The sequence below is a fragment of the Lactiplantibacillus daoliensis genome (assembly GCF_005405005.1).
In the GTDB taxonomy this organism is placed as follows: domain Bacteria; phylum Bacillota; class Bacilli; order Lactobacillales; family Lactobacillaceae; genus Lactiplantibacillus; species Lactiplantibacillus daoliensis.
Genome location: NZ_BJDH01000004.1, coordinates 258,627 through 275,013, shown reverse-complemented (window position 1 = coordinate 275,013; position 16,387 = coordinate 258,627). Strand labels below are relative to the sequence as shown.

At 45.4% G+C, this 16,387-nt stretch carries 17 protein-coding genes; 10 read left to right on the top strand and 7 right to left on the bottom strand.

Annotated features, from left to right (window positions below; all coding sequences use genetic code 11):
- Window positions 1–110: 110 nt before the first annotated feature.
- Both FFM64_RS07150 and FFM64_RS07145 read right to left on the bottom strand, forming a co-directional pair.
- Window positions 111–749: a copper homeostasis protein CutC gene (locus tag FFM64_RS07150; protein ID WP_137607321.1), complete on the bottom strand. Its 639-nt coding sequence runs from the start codon at window positions 747–749 to the stop codon at window positions 111–113.
- Window positions 750–763: 14 nt separating this feature from the next.
- Entirely contained in the window at window positions 764–1,789 is a 1,026-nt protein-coding gene (locus FFM64_RS07145) for a lactonase family protein (RefSeq protein ID WP_137607320.1), read from the bottom strand.
- A gap of 133 nt (window positions 1,790–1,922) precedes the next feature.
- On the opposite strand from FFM64_RS07145, the gene FFM64_RS07140 reads away from it, so the two are divergent.
- Entirely contained in the window at window positions 1,923–2,282 is a 360-nt protein-coding gene (locus FFM64_RS07140; protein WP_137607319.1) for a PTS glucitol/sorbitol transporter subunit IIA, read from the top strand.
- Between the two features lie 17 nt (window positions 2,283–2,299).
- A complete protein-coding gene (locus tag FFM64_RS07135; RefSeq protein ID WP_137607318.1) occupies window positions 2,300–3,442 on the top strand; it encodes an AI-2E family transporter in 1,143 nt (380 codons plus the stop codon).
- A 65-nt stretch (window positions 3,443–3,507) separates the two neighbouring features.
- On the opposite strand, the gene rpsN is transcribed toward FFM64_RS07135, so the two are convergent.
- The gene (gene rpsN, locus FFM64_RS07130; protein WP_137607317.1) at window positions 3,508–3,777 is read right to left on the bottom strand and encodes a 30S ribosomal protein S14; all 270 of its coding nucleotides are present in this window, start codon (window positions 3,775–3,777) and stop codon (window positions 3,508–3,510) included.
- A gap of 189 nt (window positions 3,778–3,966) precedes the next feature.
- Between rpsN and FFM64_RS07125 the strand changes: the two genes are divergently transcribed.
- A complete protein-coding gene (locus FFM64_RS07125) occupies window positions 3,967–4,824 on the top strand; it encodes a methyltransferase domain-containing protein (protein WP_137607316.1) in 858 nt (285 codons plus the stop codon).
- Window positions 4,825–5,070: 246 nt separating this feature from the next.
- Here FFM64_RS07125 and brnQ read toward each other — a convergent pair whose 3' ends face one another.
- Both brnQ and FFM64_RS07110 read right to left on the bottom strand, forming a co-directional pair.
- A complete protein-coding gene (gene brnQ, locus FFM64_RS07115; protein WP_137607315.1) occupies window positions 5,071–6,414 on the bottom strand; it encodes a branched-chain amino acid transport system II carrier protein in 1,344 nt (447 codons plus the stop codon).
- Window positions 6,415–6,537: 123 nt separating this feature from the next.
- Complete coding sequence (locus FFM64_RS07110; RefSeq protein WP_137607314.1) at window positions 6,538–7,185, bottom strand: NAD(P)-dependent oxidoreductase; 648 nt, start codon at window positions 7,183–7,185, stop codon at window positions 6,538–6,540.
- A gap of 229 nt (window positions 7,186–7,414) precedes the next feature.
- Between FFM64_RS07110 and FFM64_RS07105 the strand changes: the two genes are divergently transcribed.
- Together FFM64_RS07105 and FFM64_RS07100 are read left to right on the top strand one after the other, a co-directional pair.
- Window positions 7,415–7,927, top strand: a complete 513-nt coding sequence (locus FFM64_RS07105; protein ID WP_137607313.1) for a tRNA (cytidine(34)-2'-O)-methyltransferase — start codon at window positions 7,415–7,417, stop codon at window positions 7,925–7,927.
- 142 nt (window positions 7,928–8,069) lie between these two features.
- Window positions 8,070–10,409 (top strand): DNA translocase FtsK, encoded by a 2,340-nt coding sequence (locus FFM64_RS07100; protein ID WP_137607312.1) that lies wholly within the window; start codon window positions 8,070–8,072, stop codon window positions 10,407–10,409.
- 124 nt (window positions 10,410–10,533) lie between these two features.
- Here the strand turns inward: FFM64_RS07100 and FFM64_RS07095 are convergent, their stop codons facing one another.
- Both FFM64_RS07095 and FFM64_RS07090 read right to left on the bottom strand, forming a co-directional pair.
- Window positions 10,534–10,656 carry a DUF4044 domain-containing protein gene (locus FFM64_RS07095; protein WP_137607311.1) on the bottom strand — a complete coding sequence of 41 codons (123 nt, stop codon included), beginning with the start codon at window positions 10,654–10,656 and terminating at the stop codon, window positions 10,534–10,536.
- Window positions 10,657–10,732: 76 nt separating this feature from the next.
- Complete coding sequence (locus FFM64_RS07090; RefSeq protein WP_137607310.1) at window positions 10,733–11,689, bottom strand: magnesium transporter CorA family protein; 957 nt, start codon at window positions 11,687–11,689, stop codon at window positions 10,733–10,735.
- Window positions 11,690–11,857: 168 nt separating this feature from the next.
- On the opposite strand from FFM64_RS07090, the gene FFM64_RS07085 reads away from it, so the two are divergent.
- The 5 genes from FFM64_RS07085 to FFM64_RS07065 all read left to right on the top strand — a co-directional run bounded on the left by FFM64_RS07085 (window position 11,858) and on the right by FFM64_RS07065 (window position 16,364).
- Entirely contained in the window at window positions 11,858–12,229 is a 372-nt protein-coding gene (locus tag FFM64_RS07085) for a DUF3397 domain-containing protein (RefSeq protein WP_137607309.1), read from the top strand.
- Between the two features lie 176 nt (window positions 12,230–12,405).
- Window positions 12,406–12,831, top strand: coding sequence for a division/cell wall cluster transcriptional repressor MraZ (gene mraZ / locus FFM64_RS07080; RefSeq protein ID WP_137607308.1), 426 nt, complete (start codon window positions 12,406–12,408; stop codon window positions 12,829–12,831).
- 30 nt (window positions 12,832–12,861) lie between these two features.
- The gene (gene rsmH / locus FFM64_RS07075; protein WP_137607307.1) at window positions 12,862–13,815 is read left to right on the top strand and encodes a 16S rRNA (cytosine(1402)-N(4))-methyltransferase RsmH; all 954 of its coding nucleotides are present in this window, start codon (window positions 12,862–12,864) and stop codon (window positions 13,813–13,815) included.
- Window positions 13,816–13,845: 30 nt separating this feature from the next.
- The gene (gene ftsL / locus FFM64_RS07070; RefSeq protein WP_137607306.1) at window positions 13,846–14,226 is read left to right on the top strand and encodes a cell division protein FtsL; all 381 of its coding nucleotides are present in this window, start codon (window positions 13,846–13,848) and stop codon (window positions 14,224–14,226) included.
- Window positions 14,223–16,364, top strand: coding sequence for a penicillin-binding transpeptidase domain-containing protein (locus tag FFM64_RS07065; protein WP_137607305.1), 2,142 nt, complete (start codon window positions 14,223–14,225; stop codon window positions 16,362–16,364). The genes ftsL and FFM64_RS07065 overlap by 4 nt, the downstream gene beginning before the upstream one ends.
- Window positions 16,365–16,387: the final 23 nt, after the last annotated feature.

The window sequence follows — 16,387 nt, the reverse complement described above, 5'->3', positions numbered from 1 at the left end:
AGGCATAATAAAATCCCCTTAAGCATTGATAGATGAATTATTGTTTTTCATCTGTCAACCTTAAAGGGACTATAGCATCAAGTGTAATCGTAGTGCTTTTATTTTGAACTCTAATACGTAATAATTTTGGTGCCGTGGGCCTGTTTGAGATTGAGGGCACTCGTAATTTTGTCAACGTTGTCAGCGGTAATACCACCACCAGGTAAGATTTGAATCCGTCCAGCGGCTAACTTGATCGTTGCTTTGAGTTGGGGCACGCAATCTGCAATTGGCGTGGCTAGGGGACCACCATGAGTTAAAATTCGATCAACTTGGTGTTCAACTAACCAGTCCATGGCCGTGGCTTGCTGTTCAGGACTCATGGCATCGAACGCCATGTGAAAGACAACGCTCATGCCACCAGCCGCACCGATGAGTAGTGACATTGCTTCGGTATCAAGGTCACCCGTTTCAGTTAACGCACCAAAGGTCACCGCGTCGACGCCCAACGCTTGGGCCTGTAATAGATCGGCTTCCATGATTTTTAATTCCGTGTCATTGTAAATGAAGTTACCACCACGGGGACGAATCATAGCGACTAAGCCAACACCATGTTCCTGCGTGTACTTAGTGGCTTCGGCCATCACACCGCGGCTAACAGTCGTTCCACCAACGGCCAAATTGTCGTTGAGTTCGATCCGTTGCGCGCCAGCTGCAACAGCAGCCGGAATGTTCGTATAATTTTCAAGTGCGACTTCTTTTAGTAACATTTATGAGTCATCCTTTATTTTGAGAATAAGACGCAAACGCCTTCTGGTACGACGATGTCTTTTTGTAATAGACTCAGTTTACCAGTCTTCAGATCTCGTGCATATAAAGTAGCATTGTCGGTATTCTGATTAACCACGACCACGAAAGCTTCAGTTGGATCTAAGTCAAAGTCACGAGGAAAATCGCCTTCCGTGCTGATTTGTTGAACCAAGGTCAACTGAGCATCAGCGGCAACCGCAAAGACGGCTAAGGTATTGTAACCGCGATTAGAGACATATCCAAAATGACCATCTTGACTCAAGCGAATGGCGGCGGCACCGTTATGTTCGGTGAAGTCAGCAGGAATGGTCCCAATGACGCCAGTCTGGGTAAAGCTGCCAGTGGCTTGATCATAGGCTAACGTGGCAACTTTGCTGGATAGTTCACCTGCCAGCAAAGCATGCTTGCCGTCGGGGGTAAAGACTAAGTGCCGTGGGCCAAAACCAGCACTAAGCGTTAAGACAGACTGTTCAGTTAATTTGCCAGCAGCACTGACGTTATAGACATAGACTTTATCACTGCCTAAGTCGATGGCAACGAGCCGGTTGTCGGGTGTCAGGTCGGTGTAGTGGATGTGTGAACTGTCTTGTTCTGGACGAGGGCCTTTGCCAGTATGAGTGACCTGATCCACGAGTTCGAGTTCGCCGTTGTCAGCAATTTTTAAGACGCTAGCGGTTCCCTTATGATAATTGGCACTATAAACGAGTTGACGCGCTTCGTCTACGGCAACATAAGCTGGTGGTGTGCCTGGTGCGATGACGGCGTTCAACTTGTTGGCTTGTTTGCCGTCAAGTTGCCAAGCCGCAACACCACCTTCGTCAGCTTCTTTATCGACACTGTATAACCGGTTTTTGGCCGAGAGTGCGAGATAGGTTGGGTTGGCTGTCTTGGCGAGTAACCCATCATTGGTCAACGTTTTTTCAGTAGTATCCAAGGTCCCTTGATAGATCCCTTGGCTTGTTTTTTTGGTATAAGTCCCAAATAGAATTTTTTCTTGCATGCAAAAAAGCCTCCTTAGTTAATGAGTTTAGTATAGCATAATTCATTTAGTTGTAAGCGATGACAAATTGACACTGGTGTCGGTTGCTATGCTACAATTGAGCTATCAAAAGATAGAATGGAGTTCTGTAACTATGGCAACGACCGCAACTGTAAAAGCCATTGGGCCACAAGCCTTATCGCCCGATGAGCCAATCTTAATTTTATTTGACGAAACTGCTACCGACTCATTGCAACAAATCGCAGTGATTCAACAGTTCCAAGCACCGTTGACCGGTTTGGCACTTAAAGCCGGCAGCACGCTCAAAATTGATGATCAAGTCTATACGGTTGCCTACGCCGGACCACTCGTTGACCAAAATTTAACGACGATTGGGCACGCCACCTTGTACTTTACGGCGGTGCCGGCGAAGCCATTAGCAAATGGCGTTTACTTAGCCCCAACACGTTTACCAAAGTTAAAGGTAGGGAGCATTTTGACCTACGAACCATAACAAGGGGGTGCTACTGATTGAAAAATAAACCAGTTAGCGCAGGATTGCTGAATTCACGGACGATTCGAAATTTAGTGATTGTTTTATTAGTCCTCGCGGTGTTCTTTTTAGGCAAGCAGGTTGATTGGTTATTAACACCCGTCCGCCAATTTTTCAGTATTGTTGGCTTTCCGGTGATTTTGGCTGGCGTCTTGTATTACTTAATGAATCCGCTAGTGGACCGTTTGGAACAGAAGTACCACATTCACCGTACGCTGACGATTACCGTCCTTTTTATTGTCATCTTCGGTTTGCTGATCTGGGGAATTGTGGCCTTGATTCCCACGTTGCGGACACAGACCTTAGCCATCATTAATGATTGGCCTAAGTATTGGCAAAATGCAAGCCACGAGATCAATCAGTGGCTCAATGATCCAAAGTTGGCTGGCTTGCGAGATCAATTGGAACAGTGGAATACGGATGCCAGCAAATTGTTGAGTAGTCGGCTTACCAAGTATCTAACCAGTACGGTTTCGTCGATCACAACGGTCGTCAGTACGGTGACTACGATTGTGATTGGATTGATTACGATGCCATTCATTTTGTTTTATCTACTCAAGGATGGTCACCGTTTACCAACTTATTTGGCAAAATTCATTCCGACTAAAGGGCGGGCAAGTTTCTTACAAGTCTTAACGGAAATCAATAGTCAAGTCAGTAATTATATCCGTGGTCAAATCACGGTTGCTTTCTTTGTGGCCGTCATGTTTGCGATTGGTTACTGGGTGATTGGGTTGAAGTTTGCCTTAACTTTAGGAATCGCGGCGGGAATATTGAACTTGATTCCTTATTTGGGTTCCTTCTTGGCAATGGTACCATCCATTGTCATTGCGATGGTCATTTCACCCTGGATGCTCGTTAAAGTCTTGATTGTCTTTGTAATTGAGCAAACGATCGAGGGCCGTGTGATATCGCCATTAGTTTTAGGTAGTAGTTTGGCGATTCATCCCGTGACGATTTTAATTGTGTTATTAGCAGCTGGTAAAATTTTCGGTTTAATGGGGGTCATCTTTGGGATTCCTGGATACGCTATTTTGAAAGTCTTAATCACGCATTTATTTGCTTGGTATCAAACACAGTCGGGGTTATACGAGTCTGATGATCCTGAGCCCGATAAATAAGCCATCTGTAAAAATCTACAAACTAAAAGCGCTTGGATTTTTTCCAAGCGCTTTTGTTGTGGTGCTTACCAGCTAGCTTTTTTAACACCAGGAATTTGACCCTGATGGGCTAGTCGACGGAAATTTAATCGTGACATGCCGAACTTTCGTAAGTATGCGTGTGGCCGACCATCGAGTGAATCGCGCCGATGGATTCGAACCGGTGAGGCGTTGCGTGGCAAGGTTGCCAGGCCAGCGTAATCACCGGCGGCCTTCATCTCAGCACGCTTGTTAGCGTAACGGGCAACAGTCGCTTCAATGCGCCGTTCTTTGGCAATTTTAGACTTCTTAGCCATAAATCATGTGCTCCTTTGCAAGCTAAATTTAGTTGCAATTCGCGTTTAATAATTTGAAATAACTTTAATTGTTTTTTAGAACGATATTTAAGATAGCATAGCCAAATTGTAATTGCGACTATTTTGTTTGTGGGACGCATTTAACAGTATGGTATGATAAATCTAATTAAGTTAGAGAGTGTGAAAATAGTGAAGAAAATCGATCAAGGGATTGCCTTTGTGCAAGCCAATTTAGGCCTATTCCGTTGTCTCGTTTGTGACCAACCTTACGATGCGATTGTCGGGCATAGTCTCAGTTGTCCCAACGGTCACCAGTTAGATTTTTCAAAAAAGGGGACCTTATATTTTTTAACCCATCAAGTTCAAAGCGAATATGACGCGGACATGTTAGCTGCCCGCCGGCGTATTTTGCAGGCCGGGTTCTTTCGACCCATCGTAGCGGCCATTAACGCGCATTTATCGGCGCGACCACAACGTATTTTGGATATTGGTAGTGGGGAAGGCACCCCACTAACTGATCTACTCAACTTGCATCAACAGCAAAAAGATATTGGCATTGGGTTTGATATTAGCAAGGCTGGTGTTAACCTGGCCACCCAACTCGCCACGCCAGCGTATTTCTGTGTGGCTGACTTAGCACAGTTGCCGTTTACCGCCAATGCGTTTACTGCAATTATGGATGTCTTTTCACCGTCCGCCTACCATGAATTTGAACGGGTGCTGGCGCCGGGAGGGCAGTTGTTAAAAGTCGTTCCGAATCCTGAGTATTTGATTGAGTTACGTCATCTATTATTTGAACCAACGGATCGGCAATATACTTACGACAATGACCGGGTGATCGACTTGTTCAAGCAGCATTATCCCCAAGCTGAACAGGAGCGGATTCGTTATGAGTTTGACCTCAGCACGGTTGATTTTGCAGACTTGATGGTCATGACGCCGTTACATTGGGGCGCCACCGCGGCAAGTTTAGTGGCAGCTAAGGCCAATGGACTTCCAAAAATTACAGTTGATGTCAGTTTGTTGACCATGACGGCTGAAAAATAAGTGGGTCAGCTTGCATGATTGTTTACTGGGTGTTAAGATAACCTTTGAGAAATCGTTTGGTAGCTAACATCGACTTAGGTCGTTGGTGTCTACCGAGTTGTACTTCATTAACGTAGCTTTTCGCCGTGCCCACACCGAAATACTACGTTTTTTATTTTGACAAAAATTAATCCGACTAACCCTGATGATGTCAGGTGTTAGTCGGATTTTTTGTCTCATATGAAAAAAACAATCATTTAGTGAAAATCAGGCGTGACGACGATCAGCCCATTGTTGTCCCAACCAGCCTAAGATTAACCCAATCAATGCGGGAACCGTCCAGCCAAGACCTAAACTGGCGAGTGGCAGGGCACTGTTGACGGCTTGAAGCCACTGTCCCCAAGGCTGCTGTAATAAGGACGCTGGTAAGGCCATCGCTCCGGCTAAGGCGGCCGGTATAATGGTCCAAGCGGTCGTCATTCCAAACAACCAGCGTGATTGGCCTAGCCATGGAGATAAGACTGCGAGCAAAATCAACACAATGGCGAGGGGATACAAGAACATCAAAACGGGGGTTGAATAGTTGATCAACTGGGTCAACCCAATGTTAGCTAAGACCGCTGGGAGTAAACACGCAAAACTGATTAAGCCGAGATAGGGTAGTTTGGGAAATAGACTGTGGCCAGTATCACCAAAGGCAGAAGTTAGGCCAACCGCCGTTTTAAGGCAGGCAATAATGACGATTAAGGCCAACAACGCATTGCCAAACGGGCCAAAGTAATAATTTGCCAGTTGTGCCAAGGTGATGCCACCATTACTGGCGGTGTGAAAATTTCCTAAACTAAGAGTACCGACAAGGGCTAATAATGTATAGATGAGTGCCATGAGGGACATGCTGATCAGACCAGCCTTAATCGTGTCTGTTGCAATCTGAGCAGGATCAGTGACACCGAGTGAGCGTATGGCGTCGACGACAACGATACCAAAGGCTAATGACGCGAGGGCGTCCATCGTGTTATAGCCTTCGGTGAAGCCGGCCAATACCGGATTCACCGCATAGGCGCTACGTGCTGGGACCGCTAATGTCCCAAGTGGTTTGATTAGTGCAATGAGGATGAGGCACCCTAATAGGAGTAGAAAAATTGGCGTTAACCATTTACCAATATAGGTCATTAGTTTTCCGGGATTGCGAGCGAGCAACCAAGTTAGTAAGAAAAAGGCCACCGAAAAAATTAGCAAACCAATGGGCTGCTGTGAGCTTTTCAAGAACGGAACTAGGCCAATTTGAAAGGCAGTCGTTGCGAGACGAGGCATTGCGAATAACGGTCCAAGGGTTAAATAGAGAACCACGGTAAAAATTTTGGCATAGGGCTGACTGACATGGGCCGCGAGTTCAAAAACGCCGTCACTACGTGTTAAGCCAATGCCAATGACCCCGAGTAGTGGCAACCCAATCCCAGTTATCAGGAGTCCAAGAACCGCCAGCCAGAGATTTTGGCCGGCTTGCTGGCCGAGAAAAACGGGAAAAATCAGGTTGCCGGCCCCAAAGAAGAGTCCAAAGAGCATCGTGCCAATAAATAGTAGATTACGTCCGGATAAGCGTGTTTTCATTTGATCACTACTTTCACAACTGAATTAAGATGTTGCTTAGCTTAGCATGTTTTGGTTAGGAGCAGATTAAAAATTCCGGGCAATCACAAAAAAACGTCCAGCAAATTTGCTGGACGCGGAAAACTATTGATTGGCAACAGTGAAGCGGACATTTTGATGTTGAGGTTGTTCGATTTCATCAAGTACGGTCACGGCCATGGTACCTGAGTTAGTTGCTGAGACGCCTTGTGCATTAGCCAATAACGTATTGTCACCCTGAATGGCCGGAACGGCAGGACCAGCATGGAAATCGGCAGCTGGCGACACGCCGACCCAATTGACATTGCTAACCGTCTGCAAAAATTGCAGTTCACTTAATTGATTTTGTGGAATCGCAATGAAGGCCGCAGCTTCTGGTGATTTTTCAATATCGTGGACAAATAAATGATGATCGTCGCCAGTTGTCAGACTACCGGCACCTAAGATGAAGACGAGGCGTGGTTGCGTGGTTTCACGCAATTCTGCCACTAATTTAGTTGCTAAATCAACGTGTAAGTAGGCCTTGGCCGGTGGGGTTGCCATGGCATCAATGACGACGTCGAAAGCGGACAAGTCGGTCTTGGTTAAGCTAAAGGCATCTTTAGCGAGGGTTGTTAAATTGGTTGCTGGTGTTAACTTTGCTAACTTTTCTTCGGAACGTCCTAGCGCTGTCACTTGATGACCGCGACTTAATGCCGTTGTTACCATAGCTGAACCAGCCATACCGGTGGCGCCAATGATTAATAGTTTCATTTTTTATCAAACTTCCTCTGTCTGAGTTTACTTATTATTAATAAGCTGTTGATTAGTATAAATGATCACCATCGAATTGGCTAATAATTCGTCTTTGAACTAGAATCTTTAGGCTTTTACCCCGTAATCATGGTATGATAATTAGGATAATTTGCATGACCAGACTGGTTGTTGAGTGGAGAGACTGCCTCCATTCAATGAAAACTTAAACATAAAAAGGAAGATTATTTTGACGAATCACATTGCGTTATTTGAACCATTGATGCCTGCCAATACTGGGAATATTGCCCGGACTTGTGCTGGAACTGACACTGTACTCCATTTAATTGAACCATTAGGCTTCAAAATTGATGATAAGCATCTGAAACGGGCTGGATTAGACTATTGGGACAGCGTGGATATTACGTATCATGCTGATTTACAAGACTTCTTAGCTAGTATTCCAGATTTGAATAATCTCTATTTGGTTTCAAAGTTCGCTGATCACGACTATTCGGATGTTGATTATAGTGATACGAGTAAGGATCATTATTTCTTATTTGGTAAAGAAACGACCGGGTTACCTGAACCATTTATGCGTCAATATCCGGAGAAAGCGATTCGGATTCCACAAGATGATTCTCATATCCGGGCGTTGAACTTGTCAAATTCAGCCGCAATTGTGATTTATGAAGCTCTGCGGCAACAAAACTTTTTAAATCTTGAACGTTCACATCACTACGAAAACGACAAATTAAAATAACCTGGTGTCAGCCAGACGTACGTTATCGGCGCAGCAAGGCCGGCTAACGTGCGTTTTTGTTTCGAGTTAGGAAAACTTTTATTAACGAACATCGGTTTGTTACAATGGAACTAAGTTCAAAAATGGGAAGGACGATAGCAGCGTGGCGCGAAAGCAACGAACAACAAAAAAGCGACGCACAACGGGTACAAAACGCCCGACAAAATCAGCAGCGCAGCGTCAAATGACGGGAAACCTAATCGGCTTGATCGGGGTACTGACCACGGGGTTTGCGCTGTTTAAATTGGGATTAGTCGGCATCTTTTTTGCCGAATGTTTCCGCTTAATCGCAGGGGACGCCTACGAGATTTTAGCGGTTTTGACATTAGTGTTGATGGGCTATGTCATGATTTTTGGCAGATTGCCTAAAATCGGTTGGCGTTGGTGGACTGGTGGTAATTTAGTCCTTTATAGCTACTTATTATTGTTAGAAATTCCAATGTTTAATCGACTCAATCGCCACACCGATTTCTGGTCAATTACTTGGCACTTGATTAAAAATGATTTTGCGACGGGGGGAGTCTCGGTTAATCTTGGGGGTGGCCTGGCCGGTGCTGCAGGTTATAGCTTAACTTATCCGCTAATCGCCAATCTGGGGACGGTTTTGGTGGCAGTGGTGTTAATTGTGGCCGGAATTTTTATTGCCTTTAAGTTACCATTCCGTCAAACAATGTTGGTCATCCGCCATGGCTTGGTTATCGTGGGCGAGCAGCTCAAGACGGCTTATGATGAAGTGGCCCATTATGTCCGGGTACAGTATGCGCGGTGGCGCGTTCAGCGCCAGATTCATGCTAATCGGCAGGCCGCGGCAACTTCTGAAGCGCCTGCGCCAAAATCGGCGGCGACAACCACTGCGCCGACCAGTGCTGCAGCGGTGACACAACCAGCAGCGAGCGAGCCGGTCAAAATCGTTGTGGCTAGCGACCAAGAATCCCAGGCGCCAGCACCGACGACCGCGGCCGTGGACGAGCAGTTAGTTGGGACAGAAGCGGTTGATGATTCCGATTATCAACTTCCGACTTCTGACTTATTAACGAAGATTCCTAAGACCGACCAGAGTGCAGAATACGCAACAATCGAAAGCAATTCTAAAAAGCTCAAGACGACCTTGGAAAGCTTTGGCGTTAAGGTAGAAGTTAAAAATGTCAGTTTGGGGCCATCCGTCACGAAATACGAATTGCATCCAGCGGTTGGCGTGAAAGTCAGCAAGGTGGTCAACTTAGCCGATGATTTAGCGCTTGCTTTGGCGGCTAAAGATTTACGGATTGAAGCACCGATTCCTGGCAAGTCTTTGATTGGGATTGAAGTGCCGAATAAGCAAGTTTCAACGGTGTCATTTCGCGATATTGTTGAAGCGCAGCCAGCACATCCCACGAAACCATTACAAGTGCCATTGGGTCGCGACGTTTCTGGTAATTTGGTCACGGCCGACCTGTCGAAAATGCCGCATTTACTTATTGCGGGGTCAACCGGGAGTGGGAAATCAGTTGCCATCAACGTGATGATTACGGGGCTATTGATGAACACGAAACCTAATCAGGTCAAATTTATGTTGATTGATCCAAAAAAGGTTGAATTGGGTGTCTACAATGGCATTCCACATCTATTAACGCCAGTCGTGACCGAGCCTAAGAAGGCGGCCCGCGCGTTACATAAAGTGGTTGCTGAAATGGAACGGCGTTATGAACTGTTTGCAGATTCCAAACAGCGGAATATGCAAGGCTATAATCAATACATCAAACAACAAAATGAAGCCGACGGCCAGAATCGACCTGTGTTACCTTATATTGTCGTGATTGTTGATGAACTGGCTGATTTGATGATGGTCACGTCTAGTGAAGTTGAAGATGCGATCATTCGGTTAGGGCAGATGGCGCGTGCCGCGGGGATTCACATGATCCTAGCGACACAGCGACCTTCCGTTGACGTTATTACTGGTCTGATTAAGGCAAACGTGCCATCACGGATGGCATTTGCCGTTTCCAGCGGGACCGATTCACGGACGATTATTGATAGTAATGGGGCGGAAAAGTTGCTTGGTCGAGGTGATATGCTCTATCAACCGATGGGCATGAATAAGCCTCTGCGGGTGCAGGGCGCTTATATCTCTGATCATGATGTCGAAGAAGTTGTGAACTTTATCAAACAACAACAGACTGCCGACTACGATGAAAGCATGTTGGTGAAGGATGATGAAGCGACAGAAGGTGAAGATCCACGCGATGGCGAAGATGAGTATTATGCGGATGCTGTCGAGTTTGTCACTGAACAACAGTCAGCGAGTGTTTCGATGTTGCAGCGGCGTTTTCGGATTGGCTACAACCGAGCCGCTCGAATTGTTGATGAGATGGAAGAACGCGGTGTTGTTGGACCGTCTGAAGGCAGTAAGGCGCGGAAGGTCTATCGGCAACCTAAGCCAGATGAGAAACCGACTTCGGAATAAAAAATCGCGCTTTTTTGACTGGTCCAGTAGCGAATGTCAGTGCCACCATGCTAATATTAATTCTTAAGCGTCAAAAAGCTCCCGAGAAATCTTTCTCGAGAGCTTTTTTGACTAACAGTGTCGATTAACCGAAGTTGAGTAACCCTAAACCGGATAATGCGGTCAAGGCGAGTGAGCCGACCATTGAAATAATCATGACCCAGACAATGACCATTGTGATTTTTTGAAACGTTGATTTCTTTTTCATCAGTTTAATTTGCACCACACTTTTTCAGTAATTCTTTCATAGTTTAACGTGGAATCACAGATTTTTCAATTAACAATTAGAAATAGTCATGATTTCGTAAATATTCTATACTAATGACACATAAAATAATGGTCCCAAGCATGATCCAACTGAACGCATGGACCACACTAGCGCCAGGTAAATGCACGTTCATCCCATAGATGCCACCGATAATGGTTGGAATTGTTAAAATCAAGGTGAGTGAAGTGAGAACTTTCATCACGTCATTCAGATTATTGGAAATAACCGCACTGACGAGCTGGCTGTATTGTTGTAAAACTTGGTTGGTCGTATTGGCCATATCAGCGGCTTGCTGGGTTTCAATCATGATATCCGCTGTCAGCGCCTGATGATGACTGCCATTAAAATGGGTCGCCGAGTTTTCAACCGCTGTGAGCACGGGCGCATTTTGAGTTAGGGCGGCTTTGAAGCGAATCAAAGATTTTTGATAGGCCATGATGCGAAAAATTTCTTCGTTGCGCGTTGCCCGCGTGAGATGACGTTCTAAAATTGACGTTTTGTGATTAATGGCTTTTAGCGCTGTCACATAGGCATGGGAGATATACCACATAATTGCGAGCACAAAATTCTCGTGATTGTCTAAGCTGAGTCGGGACGAATCCGGGTCCATAATGAAATCCTGAATAAAGCTCGCGGGATAATTACTGACAGTCAACACGGCATTCGGCGTCAAAATCAAGGCGAAAGGATAGACCTGATATTCCAGATAGCCGAGATCACTGGTCGTTAGTTTAGGAAATTGCATGATGATCAGTGTCGCTTGGTCGGTCGTTTGTTGATCCAATTGTTCAGTACGTGAAATTTCAGCATCATCGAGGACTGCTGTGAGATAGTCCTTTGGAAAGTTAAATTTCTGAACCAATTGGTTGATTTCATCAGGGGTGGGGCGTTCAATATTGATCCAGTAAGCTTGGTCGTGAGGCTGACCAATTGCCAGCTGGCCATCAGAATCGGTTGTGAAATATTGCAACATAACGGGCGCCTCCAAGTGTGACTTGGGTTCTATTATAGGACTGGTGGCAGTGATTGAAAAGTCCCTGCAGAATCCTTATAATATAAACGACCCATAACGGCTTAGTGCCAAGTGTGCAAGAAGTCGGATGGGTGATTGACTTGAAAAAAAGACTGAGAGGAAAGCGTCATGAATGACCTGTTCACCAACTGGTTAGGACAAATCAGTTTAATTGCGGCTGTGTCTGTCGTCGTTTTGGGATTAAAGCGACTATTGCGACGCTTTTGGCCCGCACAGTTATTATTGATTGATTTTTGGCCACCATTTTTAATTATTTTTACCCACTTTTTAACTTTGCAAACTACTGACAGTTCAATTGTCCCTTATGAGGTAATTTCACTCATGATCATGGGCATTGGCTTAACGATTCTGTCGGTCATTCAACAAGGTGAAATCTTATACGGTCGCTTTTTCAGGCTGTTTTGGCGGGTAACCGATCTGTTAACGATTGTGATTTACCTGCTAGCGCTAGTCATCTTCTTACTGACGCGGGTTGCTTAACTAAAGGAAAATAAGGCCCCACTAGTCCCCACCTAACGAATCAGCGTTAGGTGGGGACTTTTTTGACATTTTGTTAACAATTTAGAAAAGTGTCAAAACATTGTGGTAGGAAGTGGGGGGGTGTGGTAGACTTAGAATTGTTTAATGAAAGGGGTTGATTGACCGTGGCGTCCAAGATGTTTTTTGGTGAATTTGAACATGCGTTGGATGCGAAGGGTCGATTAATCATCCCCGCAAAGTTTCGAGAATTATTAGGTGACTCTTTTATGATTACGCGTGGGATGGACGGCTGTATTTTTGGCTATCCAGCCGAACGCTGGGCTACTTTACAAGATCAGTTGGATCACTTGTCGATTACTAAGAAAGATGCTCGTAATTTTACGCGGTTCTTTTACGGTGCGGCAGCTGAGTGTGATTTGGACAAGCAGGGACGGATTATGATTCCAGCCAAGTTACGCAAGTTTGCTGATCTTGAAAAACAATGTGTCATCGTGGGTGTTTCTGACCGTTTTGAAATTTGGTCAGCAAGCAAGTGGGAAACCTTTGAAACGAGTACCGCTGAAAACTTTGATGATTTAGCAGAGAATTTAATTGATTTTTAAAAACGATTAACTGATAGGAGGCGAAATTGCGTGGCAGAATTTGAACATACGACTGTACTACTTCATGAAGCAGTGGCGGAATTAGCCATTAAGCCTGCTGGCATCTATGTGGATTGTACCCTTGGTGGTGGTGGTCATTCACGACGAATTTTGGAACAGCTTGGCCCTGAAGGTCACTTGTTTAGTTTCGACCAAGATCAGACAGCGATTGATTATAATCAAGATAACTTAGCGGACTATTTAGCAGCGGGACAGCTGACGTTCATCAAGAGCAATTTTGCCAACTTAAAAACGGCGTTAAATGATCGCGGGATTAACCATGTCGATGGAATCGTGTATGACTTGGGTGTTTCTTCGCCACAGTTTGACAACGCTGAACGTGGGTTTTCGTATCAACACGATGCGCCATTAGATATGCGGATGGATCAAACTGCACCACTAACGGCACAAATCGTGGTTAACACGTGGGCTTACGCAGATCTTGTCCGAATTTTTTACCGTTACGGTGAAGAAAAGTTCTCCAAACAAGTTGCACGCGCGATTGAGCGAGAACGGGAACAAGCCCCCATTGAAACGACCGGCCAGTTGGTCGATATTATTAAGGAAGCCATCCCAGCCCGTGCTCGGCGGACGGGTGGTCATCCGGCTAAACGGGTCTTTCAAGCGATTCGGATTGCCGTGAATAACGAGTTAGGCGTCCTTGAAACCTCCTTGGAACAAGCGGTTGAGTTAATCAATGTTGGTGGTCGTGTCAGTGTGATCACGTTCCAATCATTAGAAGATCGGTTAGTCAAAACGATTTTTAAAGAACATAGTTCCTTACCAGAGTTACCGCCTGGTTTGCCGGTGATCCCCGACGAAATGCAACCGGATTATCGTTTAGTGAATCGCAAACCAATCGTGCCTAGTGATGCCGAAATTACGGCGAATCGTCGTGCGCGCAGTGCCAAATTACGGGTAATTGAACGTTTAAAACAAAATTAAGCTACAAAAAAATTTAAGGAGTGAAGAACCATGGCCCAAAATGGATTGGCACGGGAATTACCACGCGAGATCCCCCGTGCGACAAACCCGGTACATAAAACCGCTGTTACCCCAAACCCCGCCATCAAAACACAACGGGTGCCATTCTCAAAATTTGAGAAAGCCTTGTGCGTTAGTTTTAGTTTGGTGGTCTTTGCGCTTGCAATCGCTTTAGTTTCGTCGAATATTGCTATTGGAAATGCGCAATCGACGTTACAAACGGTGCAAGCTAAAGTCACAAAGGTACAAGCTAGTAATACTTCCGCAACGCAACAAATTAGTGAACTTTCAAGCCGGAGCCGCTTAAATAAAGTGGCTAAGAAGAGCGGTTTATCGCTCAACAACGGTAACATAAGGAATGTTTACAAATGAATAAGAACAAACAACGAATGACTTCGAAACGGTCACCAAAACAAAATCGACGAATTTTTGGCCAATGGCTATTTTTTGGCGCGATTGTGGTATTTGGTGTTTTGAGCATTCGTTTTTCGTATATCGCGATTGGGAAACACGTGAATGGTGTGAATTTGGCCGCTGCGACCAAGAAACTTTATACTGTGGATCAGACAGTCACTGCTAAGCGTGGCACGATCTACAGTGCGAACGGCGAGCCAATTGCGGAAGACACTAGCACATATACGATCTACGCGATCATGTCGAAAAACCAAAAGGACGCCACCGGTCATGATATTTACGTGAAGAATGATGATCAAGCCGCCAAAGTACTGGCGAAATATTTACCGATTAGTTATAAAAAAGCGATGGCAACCTTACAGAAAGGTCGCGGCAAATTCCAAATTGAATTTGGGACGGCTGGTAAAAATATTTCACTGACGACCAAGAAAAAAATCGACGCTCAAAATGTGACGGGACTTCACTTTATTCAATCTGAGGCTCGGCTCTATCCAAATGGCATGTTTGCCTCACACTTGATTGGGCTAACGACTTCAAAAGACCTCAAAGGAACGGAACGGACTGCCTTAACCGGTTCGATGGGGATTGAGTTAGCCTTTAATAAGCAACTCACCGGGACTGATGGGCATTTGACGGTTACCAAGAGCGGCTATCAGGGGACGACTGACCACAGTCAAAAGGTTAAGAATGGTGACGATATTTACACGACGCTTGACAGTAAATTGCAGACGTTATTGGAAACAAAAATGTCAGAAGTGGATGCTAAGGTGCATCCTAAAGGGATGACAGCAACACTGATTAATGCCAAGACGGGCGCTATTTTAGCCACGAGTCAACGGCCGACTTTCAATTCCCAGACTAAACAAGGACTCTCGAAAATGTGGCGCAACCTCTTAGTGGAAGATACGTTTGAACCTGGGTCAACCATGAAAGTGTTTACCATGGGTGCCGCAATCGATAGTGGGAATTACAATCCTAATATCACGGTACCAACGGGTGAATATAAGATTGGTGGCAAAACTGTGCCTGACTGGAATACGTCTGGTTGGGGGAACATTACCTACGCCAAGGGATTCGCGTTGTCTAGTAACGTGGCGATGGCGCACCTTGAACAAACCATGGGTGCGAAGACTTGGTTAAAATATATTAACCGATTTGGCCTACGGACGAGTACCAACAGTGAGCTGCCAAATGAGCAATCGGGTTCGATCCAATTTACGTATCCCATTGAACAAGCGGATACCTCATTTGGTCAAGGGATTCAAGTTTCTGCCCTGCAAATGTTACGTGGCTTCACGGCTATTGCAAATAATGGTAAGATGTTACAGCCGTACTACGTTTCAAAGATTACTAACCCCAACACGGGTGAAACTGTTTTTCGTGGTAAAACCAAAGTGGTCGGCAAACCAGTTACCGCTAAAACGTCTGCAGCAGTGTTGAAGCATATGCAGGATGTTGTCTACAAGTCATATGGGACTGGGACGGCATTCAAAATCGATGGTTATCGCATTGCAGCGAAAACTGGGACCGCCCAAGTCAGCAACGGATCAACTTATGCGGTCGGCGATAACTCGTATCTGTATTCGGTTGTCGGCATGGCACCCGCGAAAAATCCAAAATACATTATGTACATTACGATGAAGCAACCGACCCTGAATGGGACTTCTGCTTCTGATGATATGGCGGATATTCTCAAGCCGGTTATGCAACGGGCTTTAGATGAACAAAAAGCGAGTGAAACCAAAGCAGCAACGATAAAAATGTCTGATTTAACTGGTAAAACGACGACTGCGGCAACCGCGGCAGCTAAGAAAATTGGTGTGACGCCAATTGTGGTCGGCAAAGGTGCGCATATTGTGAAGCAGTCAGTGTCGTCAGGGACGATCTTGACGAACAAACAACGCGTGACACTAGTGACGAACGGTCAAATGTATATGCCAAATGTGGTTGGTTGGTCTGCCAGCGATGTCGCTGATTTTGCAGACTTGACCGGGTTAAAACTGGTTACGAACGGGACTGGATACGTGTCAGCTCAAAGTATTGCGGCCGGTAATCCGATTGAAGCGAAGGAAGCGTTGACGGTTAGTCTGAAATAACAGCTATAGAAGTAGAATGGAGA